General features: G+C 74.0%; 15 protein-coding genes. 6 read left to right on the top strand and 9 right to left on the bottom strand.

Annotated elements, in window-relative coordinates:
* Nucleotides 1-28 precede the first annotated feature (28 nt).
* From KZQ38_RS21020 to KZQ38_RS21045, 6 genes are all read right to left on the bottom strand, one after another.
* Nucleotides 29-1,396 carry a DUF4407 domain-containing protein gene (locus tag KZQ38_RS21020; protein ID WP_219443832.1) on the bottom strand — a complete coding sequence of 456 codons (1,368 nt, stop codon included), beginning with the start codon at nt 1,394-1,396 and terminating at the stop codon, nt 29-31.
* The gene (locus KZQ38_RS21025) at nt 1,393-2,592 is read right to left on the bottom strand and encodes a hypothetical protein (protein WP_219443833.1); all 1,200 of its coding nucleotides are present in this window, start codon (nt 2,590-2,592) and stop codon (nt 1,393-1,395) included. The genes KZQ38_RS21020 and KZQ38_RS21025 overlap by 4 nt, the downstream gene beginning before the upstream one ends.
* Nucleotides 2,592-4,568, bottom strand: coding sequence for a hypothetical protein (locus KZQ38_RS21030; RefSeq protein WP_219443834.1), 1,977 nt, complete (start codon nt 4,566-4,568; stop codon nt 2,592-2,594). Before KZQ38_RS21030 ends, KZQ38_RS21025 begins: the two co-directional genes overlap by 1 nt.
* Nucleotides 4,565-5,278 (bottom strand): hypothetical protein, encoded by a 714-nt coding sequence (locus KZQ38_RS21035; RefSeq protein ID WP_219443835.1) that lies wholly within the window; start codon nt 5,276-5,278, stop codon nt 4,565-4,567. The genes KZQ38_RS21030 and KZQ38_RS21035 overlap by 4 nt, the downstream gene beginning before the upstream one ends.
* A 94-nt stretch (nt 5,279-5,372) precedes the next feature.
* Nucleotides 5,373-6,089: a Crp/Fnr family transcriptional regulator gene (locus tag KZQ38_RS21040; RefSeq protein WP_219443836.1), complete on the bottom strand. Its 717-nt coding sequence runs from the start codon at nt 6,087-6,089 to the stop codon at nt 5,373-5,375.
* 391 nt (nt 6,090-6,480) lie between these two features.
* The gene (locus tag KZQ38_RS21045; protein WP_219443837.1) at nt 6,481-7,299 is read right to left on the bottom strand and encodes a serine hydrolase domain-containing protein; all 819 of its coding nucleotides are present in this window, start codon (nt 7,297-7,299) and stop codon (nt 6,481-6,483) included.
* A 17-nt stretch (nt 7,300-7,316) separates the two neighbouring features.
* Here KZQ38_RS21045 and KZQ38_RS21050 point away from each other — a divergent pair, with 17 nt between their 5' ends.
* The gene (locus KZQ38_RS21050; RefSeq protein WP_219443838.1) at nt 7,317-8,207 is read left to right on the top strand and encodes a ribonuclease Z; all 891 of its coding nucleotides are present in this window, start codon (nt 7,317-7,319) and stop codon (nt 8,205-8,207) included.
* On the opposite strand, the gene KZQ38_RS21055 is transcribed toward KZQ38_RS21050, so the two are convergent.
* On the bottom strand, nt 8,096-8,386 hold the full coding sequence (locus KZQ38_RS21055; protein ID WP_219443839.1) for a hypothetical protein: 291 nt from the start codon (nt 8,384-8,386) through the stop codon (nt 8,096-8,098). The genes KZQ38_RS21050 and KZQ38_RS21055 overlap by 112 nt on opposite strands.
* 342 nt (nt 8,387-8,728) lie before the next feature.
* On the opposite strand from KZQ38_RS21055, the gene KZQ38_RS21060 reads away from it, so the two are divergent.
* Genes KZQ38_RS21060 through KZQ38_RS21070 form a run of 3 tightly spaced genes read left to right on the top strand, consistent with a single transcriptional unit; the run spans nt 8,729 to nt 10,534 of the window.
* Entirely contained in the window at nt 8,729-9,559 is an 831-nt protein-coding gene (locus tag KZQ38_RS21060) for a hypothetical protein (protein ID WP_219443840.1), read from the top strand.
* Nucleotides 9,556-9,882, top strand: a complete 327-nt coding sequence (locus KZQ38_RS21065) for a hypothetical protein (RefSeq protein ID WP_219443841.1) — start codon at nt 9,556-9,558, stop codon at nt 9,880-9,882. The genes KZQ38_RS21060 and KZQ38_RS21065 overlap by 4 nt, the downstream gene beginning before the upstream one ends.
* Nucleotides 9,863-10,534: a hypothetical protein gene (locus tag KZQ38_RS21070; protein ID WP_219443842.1), complete on the top strand. Its 672-nt coding sequence runs from the start codon at nt 9,863-9,865 to the stop codon at nt 10,532-10,534. Before KZQ38_RS21065 ends, KZQ38_RS21070 begins: the two co-directional genes overlap by 20 nt.
* Nucleotides 10,535-10,667: 133 nt before the next feature.
* On the opposite strand, the gene KZQ38_RS21075 is transcribed toward KZQ38_RS21070, so the two are convergent.
* On the bottom strand, nt 10,668-11,576 hold the full coding sequence (locus tag KZQ38_RS21075) for an NAD-dependent epimerase/dehydratase family protein (protein ID WP_219443843.1): 909 nt from the start codon (nt 11,574-11,576) through the stop codon (nt 10,668-10,670).
* 116 nt (nt 11,577-11,692) lie between these two features.
* Here KZQ38_RS21075 and KZQ38_RS21080 point away from each other — a divergent pair, with 116 nt between their 5' ends.
* Both KZQ38_RS21080 and KZQ38_RS21085 read left to right on the top strand, forming a co-directional pair.
* Nucleotides 11,693-11,905 carry a hypothetical protein gene (locus KZQ38_RS21080; RefSeq protein WP_219443844.1) on the top strand — a complete coding sequence of 71 codons (213 nt, stop codon included), beginning with the start codon at nt 11,693-11,695 and terminating at the stop codon, nt 11,903-11,905.
* A gap of 150 nt (nt 11,906-12,055) precedes the next feature.
* A complete protein-coding gene (locus KZQ38_RS21085; protein WP_219443845.1) occupies nt 12,056-13,483 on the top strand; it encodes an ATP-grasp domain-containing protein in 1,428 nt (475 codons plus the stop codon).
* On the opposite strand, the gene KZQ38_RS21090 is transcribed toward KZQ38_RS21085, so the two are convergent.
* The gene (locus tag KZQ38_RS21090) at nt 13,473-14,228 is read right to left on the bottom strand and encodes a hypothetical protein (protein ID WP_219443846.1); all 756 of its coding nucleotides are present in this window, start codon (nt 14,226-14,228) and stop codon (nt 13,473-13,475) included. The genes KZQ38_RS21085 and KZQ38_RS21090 overlap by 11 nt on opposite strands.
* Nucleotides 14,229-14,286: the final 58 nt, after the last annotated feature.

A 14,286-nucleotide genomic window follows, 5' to 3' on the forward strand; every position in this document is an offset into this window, starting at 1 on the left:
GACCCCGGTGCGGACCACCGCACCGGGGTCAGCCGCGCTGCTCCAGCGCCGCGGCCAACCGGTCGATCTGGGCGTCGACCTCCATCCGCCGCTTCGCCTTGGCCATGCGGTCCTCGCCGCCGATCTCGTCCACGCCCGCGCGGAGCCGTTGCGTGAAGCGGAGTTCCTGGAGTTCGAAGTCCACCGCGTCACGCTTCTCGCTGGCCTTGAGCTGGAGGTCGTGCAGGCGGCCGGACACGTCGAGCTGCCGGCGCACCCGGCTGTCGTACTCGGTGCGGGCGCTCAACATCTTGCTGAGCACGGGCATGCAGTCCAGGGCGATCAGCAACAACGCCAGCAGCACGTGCGCCACCAGCACCGTGAAGTGCGCCGAGGACAGCCTGCCCAGCGCCTCGAACCGGTCCAGCAACCCGCTGTCGGCGAGGTTGGCGCGCTTCTGGTCGACCTTCGCCGTGATGGCGTCGCCGACCAGCCGCTCGGTGCGCCCGCTCGCGTCGGCGACCTTCGCGGTCAGGTCGGCCACCCGGCCGTCGGCGGCGGCCAGGTCCGCGTGCAGCCGGTCGACCTGGTGGTCCCGCCGGTACTCGTCCGCCCGCGCGCGGTTGCGCAGGCACTCCGGCCCCTCGCCGGGCACGGCGGTGAGCCCCGGTCCCGCTCGGCCGGCGCACTCGTCCATGGCCTGCGCGTTGAGTTCGGCCAGCCGGGCGTCCACCTCGTCCGCCCTGGTCTTCAACGCGGCCCGGTCGGCGGTCGCGTGGTCCAGCTCGTCCCGCGCCGCGCGGGGGCTCTCGCCGACGACGACCAGCAGCCCGGCGCACGACGGGTCCGCCGACGGCTCGCCGGACGGCGGGTTGCACCGCCGCAACGCGGCCTCGTAACCCTCGACCTGCTGCTTGCGGTGGTCCGCGATCTCGTTGTCGATCGACTGGTGGAACACCGCCAGCACCAGGGGTTCGGCGATCACCGCGCCCAGCAGGACCGCCAGCAGCAGGCGGGGCAGGTAGGTGCCGAGCAACGACGTGCGCACCGCGCCGTGCGTGCTGGAGATGAGCCAGCTGTCGACGGTGACGATGATCGCCGCCCACCCCAGGTCGGCCAGGGGCAGCCACCACTGCCCGCCGACGACGCTCACCAGGGCCAGGTGCATGGACACGGCGGCCAGGACACCGGTGTTGAGCACGATCAGGCCCAGCCGCGTGTACCGGGGCCGCTCCTCCGGCACCCAGTCCAGCACGTCCTCGTTGACGCCGATCAGCCGGCGCAGCAGCCGGGGCACGCCGCGCTGGGGCAGCACGGGCCGCAACGCGCCGACCGCCACGTCGTTGGGCAGCGACTGGCGGGCCGGCCGCCCGACCGGCCGGTCGGGCGCGGCGAGCCGGTCGTCGAGCGCGGTCACTCCTCCACCCTGGTGTTGCGCTCGTCCTCCATGAGCTGCGCCTCGACCACGTCGTCCGCGCCGGTACCCTCGGGCGCGGTCGGCTCGATCTCCCGGCGCTCCCCGGCGGCGACCCGGTCCGGCGCGGCCTTGCCGAGCACGTCCTCGATGAGCTTGTCCAGCCGCAGGTTCAGCATGTTGAGGTGGCCCTGCTTGGCCAGCTCGCCGACGACCGCCATCCTGGTCTCGAACGCCCTGGCGTCGATGTCCTGCTCGCGGTGCCGGTCCTCCCGCGCCCACTCGGCCGCGCGCTGCCGGTCCTCGCGCTCGGCCTGCCACCGCACCGCCTGCTCGGCGTGCTCCTGTTCCGCCTTGCTCTCGTGCAGCCGCCGCACCCCGTCGGCGAGGTCCTTGGCCCCGATCTCACCCGAGGTGTGGGCGAGGGTCAGCGCCGCCGCCGGGTCGCCCGCGACGGCCTCGGTCGTGCGCCGCAGCTCCACGCGGGCGTGGTCGCGGCGCATCGCGTCGAGCAAGCCGGTGTGCCGCGTGTCCTCCGCTTCGCGGACGCGGCGGTGCAGCTCGCGGAGGTCGACCAGGTCGTGCTCGTGGGTGAGCCGGGTCGTCGCCACGACGTGGCTGCGGGTCGCTTCGCCCAGCTCGGCGACCTGCCCCGGCGTCAGCACCTCCACGCCGGCGAGGGCGACCGCCGTGCCCGCGAACCCGGGCGGCTCGACCGTGGCGTACGCGCGGATCTGCGCGTCGAGCTTGCGCCGCACGTGATTGATGTCGGCCAGGTCGAAGTCCAAACCCAGTTGGAGGATCCGCTGGTGGCCCTTGAGGTAGGCGGACAACGCGGCACGCGCGTCCACGCCGCCCGCCGCCACGACCGCCACCGGGTCGTGGACCGTGCACAGGAACGCCACCTGGAGCGTGAAGTGGGCGGCGTCGCGGGACGGGATGTCGAGCCGCACAACGACTTCCGTGTCCGCGGTGACGTCCACCAGCGACACGTGCGACGCCTCCACGACAGTCGGCGCGTCCAGCGGCATGTCCGTGTCCAGCACGTACTGGTCGCGGGTGCGGTACACGCGTCGCCGCCCGGCCAGCGCCACCGGCAGCTCGTCCGAATCCCGGCCACGCGGCCGGCCGAAGAACCGCCTGGGCGGCACCGGCTTCAGCGCGCGCTCCTCGATCACCGGGTACTGCTGTTCTGCCATCAACCGCTCCATGGTCGGGGGACGCGTCCTCGGAACGCGTCGATGAAGTCGTCAACGAGGTGCCCGGGGGTGCGCCGGCCGTAGCCGGCGACCACGCGGAGGTCTTCCTCCAGCAGGTCGTGCTCGTCCTCCGGCAGCACGCGCCGCAGGGCCGCGCCGAGGCCGCGCACACCACCACGCGCGTCGGGCTCGTCGAGCAGCGAGAGCAGGGCGTCCAGGGCCCGCAGCCGCGTCGGCCGGAACGACACGACGTTCGCCAGCAGGCGGGCGACCAGGTCCGCGTGACGCGGGAAGCGGACGAGGTGCGCGGGCACGGCGGGGCGGTTCGCGCCCGGTATGCGCGAGTCCAGCACGGCGAGGGCGGTGCGCATGGCCACCGCGCGCCCGGCCGTGCTCGCGCCGGGCCGGGTGAAGCGGGCGAGCTTGCCCGCCAGGAAGTCCAGCACCAGGTGCGCGTTGTCGGTCTCGGCGTCCAACGTCGCGAACAGGTCGCCGAACAACCGCTCCAGCATGTGGTTCTTGGCGTGCGACTGCACGGACATCTGCCAGAGGCGGCGACGCGCGTCGTGCGGGTAGCGGATGCCGAGGCCGCCGACGAACGCCATCGCCGCCACCCACCGCTGTTGGGCTTTGCCGCGGTCCACCCACCACACGGCGATCTTCAGCGCCACGGGCGCCAGGGACTCGTCGTACGCGATGAGGTGCAACGCGTAGACGGCCGCGCGTTGCCCGGCCCGACCACGCGCGCCGGCCGCCCAGCGGTCCAGCAGGGACACCACCTCGGCGGGCGCGATCGGCGCGAGTTCGGCGACGCCCAGCGCCACCGGAACCTCGTACCGCGCGTCGGCCACGACCTCGTCCAGCCAGTCGCCCACCGCGTCCCAGAACGTGACGTCCATCCGCTGGAACAACTGCGCCAGCACGTGCCGGTGGTGCTCGGGCTTGGCGAACCGGACCGCGCCGCGCCTGCCCAGCTCGGTGTGCCGCGTCGTGGTGGCGATCAACGCGTTGGCCCGCCACCCCGAGCGGTGCTGACGCAGCCCCTCCTCGACGGTGTCCTCCGCCGCGACGGTCACGCGCCGCTCCAGCGACCGCAGCGCGGCCTCGAACATCCGCTCGTCCGCGCCGAGCGCGAACGCCAGCGCCGTCACCTCCAGCACGCCGCGGTCGGGCGCGGCGTCGAACCACCGCTCCACCTCCGCGCCGACCCGGGCGTCCAGGTGCTCCAGCGCCGCGTCCCACGACCAGCCGCCGGCCAGCCGCGCGGCCAGGTCGACCACGTCGCGCACCCGGTGGACCGACGTCAGCGCCTCGTCCAGCGCCCGCCGCTGGTCGTCCGGCACCACGCCGTCCCAGTGGGCGCGCAGCACGCGGACCGGCGCGGGCGCGGGCCAGTCGAGGCAGCCGAACCGCTCGGCGTCGTCACCGGCCGCCGCGGGTTCGGTGACGACCAGGTAGCACCCCAGGTCCTCGACGTGGTCGCGCACCACGCGCCACCCGAAGTCGGTGTCCGCGGCGTCCCGGTCCACCGTGCGGTCCACCACGAGGTAGCCGCAGCCGGGGCTGAAGTCGTAGTCCGCCAGCTCCGCGGGCGACACGTGCGGCGACATCAGGTACAGCGCGTCGGTGGTGACCTGGCGCAGCAGGGCCAGCGCCGAGGACCGCTTGCCCGTGCCGGCGGGGCCGCGCAGCACCAGCAGGTGCTCGCGGGCCAGCCGCTCGGCGGCCGGGCCGAACCCGTCGGGTTGCACGAACCGGCCGAGCGCGCGGGTCACGTCGTAGTCGTCCACCCGGCCGGTGGCGCGGGTGAGCCGGGACCGGGGCGGGTGGTGCGCGTCCACCGCGCCCAGCACGGCGTTCTCGAACCGCGCCTGGTGGATGCGGACCTGGACCGCGTTGACCATGTCGCGGTCGTACGCCTCGGCCGGCCCGTCGAGCGGTGGGTCCTCCGGTGGTTCCACGGGTGCCGCCGTCATCGCACGAACCTGTTCTGGATGCCGAAGACCACGTCGCGGGCGCGCACCCCGCCGTGCACGGTGGTGTGGTGCGCCGCGCTCGCCTCGGGCGGGGCCGCGGCGTCGGTTCCCGGTTCGGTCAGGTCGAGCGCGTGCACGTCCTGGCCCGGCACGTGCAGCCACGCCGTGCCGTCGAACTTCTTGATGCGCACCGGCACCTCGCGGAAGTCCTTTGTGGACAGCCGGGTGTGCCCCTGCGCCACCAGGTCGTGGTACAGCAGCGGTGACAGCAGCAGGACCAGGTCGGCGGCGGGTAGCGCGACGAGCGCCCGGCGACCGGCCGCGCTGTTGACCATGCGGGCCGAGACGACCACGCCGGCACCCGCGAAACCACCCGCCGCGGGCCGCACGAGTCCCTGGTGGACGGCGACCCGGAGCCGCAGCCGGGTGCGCGGCCGGGCGTCGTCGTTGTGCTCCGCCAGCGCGGCGGCCAGCGCGCCGGGCAGCTCGTCCACGACCTGCCGCTCCGGAGCGCCGGCGGGCAGGACGGCGAGTTCGCCGTCACCGACGCCCTGCACGTCCCACGTGGCGCGGTCGAGCCCGGCACGGGCGGCGGCGTCCGCCAGCACCGCCACCAGGGCGTGCTGCACCTCGTGCTGGTCGACGTCGTTGCGCGAGCTGTAGTCCTCCACGTCCACGTTGATCAGGACGCGGCGGGTGAAGTCGTCCACGGTGGATTCCTCCGCTTGGTGGTGTGCCGGGGAGTCTGCGGACCGCGTGCGCCGCGGACCCCCGAAAAATCGGCAGTTCGGGTGACCGCCGCGATCAGTCGCGGTCGGCGACGGCGTGCAGCGCGGTGAGGTCGCACACCCGCACGCCCCGGTAGCGCGACGTGACCAGGCCCGCGTTCCGGAACGTCCGCAGCGCGCCGCCGACGGCGTCGGGCTTGGCGCCGATGAGCCTGCCCAGCTCCTCCTGCGAGACGTCGACGCCCAGCTCGATCCCGTGCGGCCCGGCGACGCCGTGCGACTCGACCAGTTCGAGCAGCACCCGCGCGAGCCGGACGCGCACGTCGTAGGCGGCGAAGTCGAGGCGGCGGCGGTTGGCCCACTCCAGGCGGTCGGAGATCAGCGCGCACAACGCGTGCCACGCCTGCGGCGTCTCGTCCAGGTACCGCAGGAACCGCCGCTGCTCCACGACCTGCACGACGACGTCGGAACAGGCGGTGACGGTGGCGGAGCGGGTCGTGTCCGCGCGCAGCGCCGCGCCCTCGCCGATGACGTCGCCGACGACGCGGATGGCGAGCAGGGCCTCGGCGCCGTTGCGCACCAGGCGCGTGACCTTCGCGCACACCGCCGTGCCGGAGGTGTTGGACTTGAGCAGGAAGACGTCCGCGCACCGGTCGCCCTGGCGGGTGAGCGGCTCGCCGGCGCGCACCACGCGCCGACCGCCGAGGCCGAGCAGCGCTGTCCGCGCCTCGGGCGTGAGACGTGCGAGGTACGTGCCGGGCAGCCACTCGTTCGGCCGCGATGCCTGGGACAACGCCGGTCTCCCGTCGTCGTTGTGCGGGGGGTTTTCACCGCACGGCCGATCGCCGCGGGTGACCGGCGGTGAATGACCGGTGGACCTGCGTTATGCGATTCGGTGGCGGCGGTGTGCTGCTATTGCGCGTGGTGTGCGGAAGGTTACCGCGTTCTCGTTTCGCTGCCACCACGGAGTGGTGCCGCTGGGCCGGCCAGGTGAAGATCGTAGTTTCATTCAATAAGACGAGGAATTGCGCCCCTGTCCGATGTGGGCGCGTTTACGCAGGTCGACGGCGCGTGTTCAGGCCGCGCTCCGGTCCGGCGGCGTGTCTCACATCGTGCCGCCGGAGCGCGTCCCGGTGGAAATATTCGTTGTCGCGGGAAATAAGCGAGCGGCTTTCGGCTGCCCGTCAGGAGGCCCGCAGTTCGGCCAGCACGCCCTCGGAGAACGGGGGCCACGCGGCCACCGCCCAGTCGCCGAAGCGGCGGTCGGTGAGGGTCGCGCAGGCCACGCCCGCCTCCGGGTCGAACCACAGGAACGTGCCGCTCTGGCCGAAGTGGCCGAAGGTGCGCGGTGACGCGGAGGGCGCCGTCCAGTGCGGCGACTTGGCCGCCCTGATCTCGAAGCCCAGGCCCCAGTCGTTCTCGCGTTGCAGGCCGTAGCCGGGCAGCACGCCGCGCAGACCGGGGAACACCACGCCGGTCGCCTCCGCCACCAGCTCCGCCGACACCAGCCGCGGGTTCAGCACCTCGGCCGCGAACCGGGTCAGGTCGGCGACCGTCGACGTGGCGCCCGCCGCGGGCGAGCCGCCCAGTGCGGACGAGGTCATGCCGAGCGGCGTGAAGACGGCTTCCGCCAGGTACTCCGCGAACGGGATGTCGGTCGCCGCGGCCACCGCGTCGGCCAGCACCTCGAAACCGGTGTTGGAGTAGATGCGCTTCGCGCCGGGCGCGGCCTGCACGTCGTTCGAGTCGAACGCCAGCCCGGACGCGTGCGCGATCAGGTGCCGCAGCGTCGAGCCCTCCGGGCCCGCGGGCTGGTCCCACTCGACCGCGCCCTCCTCGACGGCCACCAGCACCGCGTACGACGTGAGCAGCTTGGTGACGGACGCCAGCGGGAAGCGGTCGTCGACCGGCCCGAACGAGCCGAGCACCCGCCCCCGCGCGTCCACCACGGCCGTGGCCGCCGCACCCACCGGCCACTCGGACACCACGCGCAGACTCTCCATGGCGCAAACTCTGCCACGTGTCCCCACGCGAACTGGTCGTGCTCGGCACCGCGAGCCAGGTGCCCACCCGCACCCGCCACCACAACGGCTACCTGCTCCGCTGGGACGACGAGGGTTTCCTGTTCGACCCGGGCGACGGCGCGCAGCGGCAGCTGCTGCTGGCGGGCGTGCCCGCGAGCGCCGTCACCCGCATCTGCCTGACCCACTTCCACGGCGACCACTGCCTGGGCGTGCCGGGCATCGTGCAGCGCATGTCACTGGACCGCGTGCCACACCCCGTGCACGCGCACTACCCGGCGTCCGGCGCGCACTTCTTCGACCGCCTGCGCCACGCCAGCTCGTTCCACGACGTGCTGGACCTGCGGGAGGTCCCGGTGACGGGACCGGGGACCGTCGCGACCGGACCGTTCGGGGTGCTGGAGGCCCGCCGCCTGGACCACCCGCTGGAGACCTACGGGTACCGGCTGGTCGAGCCGGACGGCCGGCGCATGGTGCCGGAGCTGCTGGCCGCGCGCGGCATCCACGGCCCGGCCATCCGGGACCTGCGCCCGCCGCTGCTGGACGAGGTGAGCGTGGCCCGCCCCGGCCAGCGGTTCGCGTTCGTGATGGACACGCGGCTGTGCGACGGGGTTTTCGAGCTGGCGGACGGGGCGGACCTGCTCGTCATCGAGTCGACGTACCTGGACGCGGACGAACGGCTGGCGACGGAGTACGGCCACCTCACGGCGACGCAGGCGGCGCGGGTGGCGGCCGAGTGCGGGGTGCGCACGCTCGTGCTCACGCACTTCTCGCAGCGCTACAACGACCCGACGCGGTTCCACGAGGAGGCCGCGGCGGTCTTCTCCGGCGAGGTCGTGGTGGCGGCGGACCTGGACCGCGTGCCGGTGCCGAGGCGGCGGACCGCCTGAGGGCGCTCCACGCTGACCGGGCCGATGTGGACGGACACCTCGGGCAGCAGCCAGACGCCGCCGAGGAGGATGCCGACGGCCAGGGCCAGCGCGCCCAGCAGGCGCAGCAGCGCGTGGTGGTTGCGGCTCAGCCGGTGCAGCAGGGCGGGCCAGTTCGCCGGGTCGTGGCGTGCGGGCATCGAGGCCTCCGTTCACGTTGTGGATCTCCAGTGAATTGAGCGGGTGGGTGACGCGCAACGACCCGTTCGGCAAGATGCCGGAAAATTGCGGACACCCCTGCCGACGCGTGGTCCGGTGTGTCGATCCGGTCGCGAGATCGGCAGGTCAGCGGCAAGAACAGGCGGCCTCACCGGCAACTCGGCGGCATTTCCCCAGCTCGTCCGGAAGGCTCACCGCCATTTTGCGGAATGCCTCGGAACACGCCCGGGAAATGGTGGTTGAGCGCGCGTTTGGGTTGTCGCAAGATCGGGTACGAGACGCCGGACCCCAACCCACCCGAGTGAATCGCGGGAGGAGTCGTCGTGCCCGTTCCGCTGGAGCAGCGCCTGCACAAGGGCGCCGGTGTGCGCGGCCTCGACCTGCCGCGCGTCCGGGAGACCGATTTCGGCCGGCGGCCGCACGTCCGGCCGGAGGACGACGAGTGGGTGGTGCTCGCGAAGGTGGTCTGGCAGGTGGAGCAGGCCGTCCTGCGGGTGACCAACGACGAGAAGAACCGGGTGATCCTCCGCTACGCCTACAACACGCCGCGCGACGGCGCGTTGAACGCGAAGTGGCTCGGCGACCGCCTGGAGCTGCTCGCCGCCCGGCGTGGCAAGGGGTGGGCCGCGTTCACCACCAACAAGGTGGTCGGCCGGTTGACCGCGCGGGTCGGCAGGCTGCTGGCGGGCGACCCGCCACCACCGCCGGCCACGCGGCTCGCGGAGCTGGTCGAGGCGGAGCGGGACTACGGCCGCACCGGGGTCGGCCGGCCGCGCATCGAGGTGGACGGCGATCACCTGACGAATCTGATCGACGCGTGGAACACGTCCCGCCGGGACGAGATCGAGCACTGGCTGGAGCGCTGGACGCTGCACTTCGAGGTGGAGGACGGGTACGTCGCGACGGTGCGCACGGATGGCGCCGGTGAGTTCCTGTGCGTGTTCACCAGCGCCGACCGGCTCGCCGAATACCGGCGCTCGGTGGCCGGTTCCGGTGGCGCGGCGGTGGCCGCTACCGGCGAGCACGTGCTGCGCCTGCTCACCCGCTCGCCCGGCGTCGGCCTCGTCGTCGACCCGGTCGTCGGCGGCACCGGCAGCACCTACTGGACCGCCGAGGAAGTGGCGCGGCGCTGGGCGGACGAGGAGTGGGCATGAGCGGGTTCGCGGTGGACCTCGCCGAGTTGGAGGCGGTGGCGCGGCGGCTGCTGGCCGTCGCGGACGACGGGCGCGGGCACGTGGTGTGGCGGTTCGGCATCGACACCACCCGGCTCGCCGAGGACGACCCGCTGCGCGTGGCCGTGGCCGCGTACCAGCGGAGCCTGTACGCCGCGCTGGACCGGTTGTGCGGTGGTGCGGAGCGGGCCGCGGCGCGGTTGGCGGAGGTGGCGGCCGAGTACCGCGCCGCCGATGACGCGCTGGCCGCGGACTTCGCCCGCCTGGCGGAGGCGGGTGAGCGCGATGGCGGGGCGACCGGTTGACCGGGAGGACGACGAGCCCGCCGCGGTTCGCCCGCCACGCGTGTTCGAGCCGCCGGACCAGGCGCCCGGCAACCCGGGCTGGACGCGCGCCCTGCTGGACACCGCGACCGCCCAACGCGAGCCGCTCGCGGACGGCGTGGCCCGGTTGCCGGGTATCGACCCGCTGTTCTGGCGGGGCGTGGCGCGGGAGCGGTTCACCGACGCCCGTGACCGGCTGACCGGTGACTGGCGCTCGGTGCTGGACGCGCACGAGGCCGTCCTGCGGCGGCTCGGGACGTACAGCACGTTCGTCCACGAGCTACAGCACCTGTGGGAGGCGGACCGCGATCACCCGGCGGCTCGGCGGCACACGGCGGAGCTGCACGACCGCACCACCGCGGCGTTGGCGGAGGAGCTGCTGGCGCGGGCGGCCGAGCTGGACGCGGTGGCGGTGGCGGCCGAGCCGGTCGTTGAGCCGCCCGCGCCGGTGGACATCGCCACCACCGCGGGCCACCAGGAGGCGTTCCAGCCGGCGGTGCTGCCGGTCGTGTCGGACGTGCCGGAGGTGCCTGCCACGCCCGGTGAGCGCTACTTGCTGACGGAGAAGCTGGGGGTGCAGCTCCAGACGGGCGTGCGGGTGCTGCGCGTGCCGTGGGAATCACCGCGCCGGTAGGGGAAGACGAGACCCGCGCGGCGGAGACCCGTGACGCGCGGGGCGGTCGTGGGGGCTGTGGCCGCCGCGTAACTTTCAGGGAGCCTGCCTGATAGATACCGGGTGGCTAACTTTCAGGGAGCCTGCCTGAAAATCAGCGGCCTGGCCGACCGGTGTCCTCCCCGTGCCGGCGGGAGCGGTCCGGGGCGGGCTTCGGGGTTGTGGGCAGCTCCTGGGCCGGGCGCTCCGTCTCCCACTGCGAGCGCACCACCGCGTCGAGGTCCACCACGCGCGGCACCCAGCCGAGGGTGTGCAGGCGGCTCGCGTCGGCACGCAGCTCGCGCACCTCGCCCGGGTGCGCCGGCCGCCGCACGACGGCAGGCAGGCGGCCCGCGACGCGGCCCACCGCCGCCAGCACGTCCGCGACGGACGCCGGCACCGCGCCCACGTTGTACGCGGTGTGCCCCGGCACGCACGCCTCCAACGCCAGCACGAACGCCCGAGCCGCGTCGTCCACGTGCACGAAATCACGCACCGCCGAACCGTCGCCGTAGACCTCGATGTCGGGCAGCCGCCCGGACGCCGCGCCGCACGCCCGGGTCACCACCCGCGTGTCGTCCCGGTCCCCGCCGCCCGCGATGTTGAACAACCGCAACGTCACCGCCGCGAGCGCACCGCCGCGGGCAGCCCACGAGACGGCGTCCTCCGCAGCGGCTTTCGAGGCGGCGTAAGGGTTCGTGGGCACGCGCGGGTGGTCCTCGGCGACCACGGGCGTGCTCGGCACGCCGTACACGCCCGCCGTCGACGCCAGCACGAACCGGGACGGCCGGGCGCGCAACAGGCGCAGGGTCCCCGTGACGTTCACGTCGTAGTAGTCCAACGGCCGGTCGAACGACTCGCGCACGCGGGTGAGAGCCGCGAGGTGCACCACGCCGTCACACGGCGGCACGTCGGCGGTCCGGACGTCGCCCACCAGCGGCACGACCTCGTGACCCGCCTCGGTCAACCGGGCGACGACCCGGCGGCCCAGGTAGCCGCGGCTGCCGGTGACGAGGACGCGCATGGGCGACATCACAGCACGGACCCACTCGGACGGCTGACGGCGGGCCGGGCGAATTGCCCCTAAAGGTGTTGTGGTGCGCGACCGATACAACCCAAGTGAGTTACCCGCATCCAGCCGTGCGCACGAGTATCGAGGGCGTCCTTTCGGACTACGCCGTCCAGGAGGCGCAGCGGCAGCGCTTCCTGGAGACCGCGGCCGCCATCGTCGCCGCCGCGCCGCCGTCCCTGGAGGACACGCTGCTCGGCCTCACCCTGCCGTTCCCCGAGGCACGCTCCCGGCGCGCCTTCCTCAACCACGTCGACCAGGTCCTCCGCGACGCCGCTCGATGATCTCGCGCGGCGGGTCCCGCCGCCATCGGCAAGTTTCATGCGGTCGTTGCCGGACCGTGCTGGGCCGTCCCGCTCGCCTGCCTCTACAGTTCGTGGCACCCGGCGCTCGCCGGCTGTCTCGTCTGCTTCTCATAAAGCGAGTTCTCGGCGATGGATCACGCCCTTTCCGCGCTCCAAGAGCGCCTCGGCACCTTGTTCGGCGACCGGCTGGTCGTGCTCGCGGGCGGCAGCCGGCTGAGTGCGCGTGCCGCCGAGCTGCACCAGCTCGGCGCCCGCCACACGCTCGTGCTGTCGACGGACGACCACGCGCCGCTGCACGACTCCGAAGTGGCCCGCTGGGTGCCGCTGGGCATGGCGGGCGGCTTCGTCGCCGTCGAGCAGAACCGCCTCACCCGCCTGCTGACCAAGCCCGACCGCCGCGTCCGCGAGGTGCTGGCGGAGTTCGACCCGGCCGGTGAGGCGCTGGTGATCGGCACCCACTACGCGCACACGCCCGAGTTCGAGGGCCGACCGGTGCTCAACGCCCGCCGCCCCGGGTGGGTGGAGCTGGAGAACAAGACCACGATCGACGCGTTGTGGGACGAGCTGTCCGCGCCACGCGCGCCGGCCGTCGTCCTCGACCTGGATTTCGACGGCCTGTGGGCGGCCACGCGACAGCTCGACCGGGGCGCGGGCGTGGTGTGGTCCGGCGACGGCCCGGCGATCAACGGCGGCGCGAACTTCGTGCGCCGGGTGCGTGACCGGGAGGAGGCGCTGGAGGCGTTCCGGGTGCTGCGCCGCAAGTGCGATTTCGTCCGGGTGATGCCGTTCCTGGAGGGCATCCCGGTGAGCGTGCACGGGATCGTGTTCCCGGACGGCACGGCGGTGCTGCGCCCCGTCGAGATGGTCGTGCCGCGCCGCGCCGGCCAGGCCCGGTTCCTCTACGCCGGCTGCGCGTCGTACTACGACCCGCCCGCCCGCATCCGCGAGGAGATGCGCAACCTGGCCCGGCGGGTCGGCGAGCGGCTGCGGGAGACCGTCGACTACCGCGGCACGTTCACCCTGGACGGCATCGCCACGGCGGACGGCTTCCTGCCGACCGAGATCAACACCCGGTACGGCGGCGCGATGGTGTGCTTCGAGGACGCCCTGCCGCAGCTGCCGCTGGCCCTGGCGCAGGTGGCGCTGGTCGCCGGGCACGACCTCGGCGTGTCGTCCATCGAGTTCGAGGACCTGCTGGTCGGCGCGGCCGACGCCTACCGGTGCGGTTCGGTCGGCGCGAACGTGCGTGCCGTCCAGCCGACCGACACCGTGGAGCGCCCGGTGGTGTTCACCGACTGGGCGTGCCGGTTCGCGCACCCGGAGGAGGCGCCGCACGGCGTGCTGCGGCTGCGGCCGTCGCCGCTGGGCGCGCGGCTGGAGCTGGACCTCGTGGCGGCCGAGCTGCCGCCGGGCAGGCCGGTGGTGGCGCTCACCGTGGCGGCGTTCGCGCTGGCCGACCAGGAGTGGCGCACCGCGCTCGGACCGCTGGAACCGGCCGTGCCGGTGGCGGACGAGGCCGCGGCACCCGTGGTGGAGCCGGCCGCGGTCACGGCGTGACCGGGTAGGCGGCCAGCCGCGCGTACCGGTAACCCATCAGCTGCACGGTCACCGCGGGTGGCTGGTTGGCCGGGAAACCGCCGTTCTCGTAGGCGTGCAACAGGTCCGGGTCGCCCTGGGCCACGGCGTACGCCCACGCGTCGTCGGTGTCCCCGGCCAGCAGCAGGTGCAGCGCCACGCCCGCGGCGTCCACCAGCGGCTGCGGGTGGGTGCCCGCGAACGCGATGCGCTCCGCGACGTCCGCCACGTGCTTGGGCGCCACCTCGGGCACGGCGATGGCCAGCGCCAGCACGCACGCCACCTCCGCGCCCGCCAGCGCGTCGAACACCCCCGGCGCGTCCTTGGCGACGGCGTACCGCGCCTGGGTGATCCAGTCCGGCGGCACCCGGGGCAGCTCGCGGCGCAGCGCGTTCCACCGGCGGCGGGTGCGCCTGCCGCCGGTGGTGAAGCCCGCGCCCGCGAGCGCCAGCCCGGCCAGCAGGAAGACCACCCGGTCGCGGGCCGCGCCGGGCACCCGGTAGCTCGCCCCGAGTTCCGCCAGGAACGGCACGGCGTGCACGCTCGCCTCGGACACCGTGTCGTCGTCCAGCAGCCGCCGCTCCAACCCGTCGCACGCCGCCGGGTCGCCCGCGGCGGCGCCACGCAGGAGGTGGTCCACGCCGGCGCCGCGGTCCAGCTCGGCCCACGGGGTCATCGCCAAGCCGCGCAACGGATCCGGTCGTCGCCAGGCGCGTGGCAGCTCCATGTGCGGCAAGCTACGGGATTCGCGGGCCGGTCCGACGGCGGGCACGGGGCGATTTGCG

This window comes from Saccharothrix obliqua (assembly GCF_019375475.1).
In the GTDB taxonomy this organism is placed as follows: domain Bacteria; phylum Actinomycetota; class Actinomycetes; order Mycobacteriales; family Pseudonocardiaceae; genus Actinosynnema; species Actinosynnema obliqua.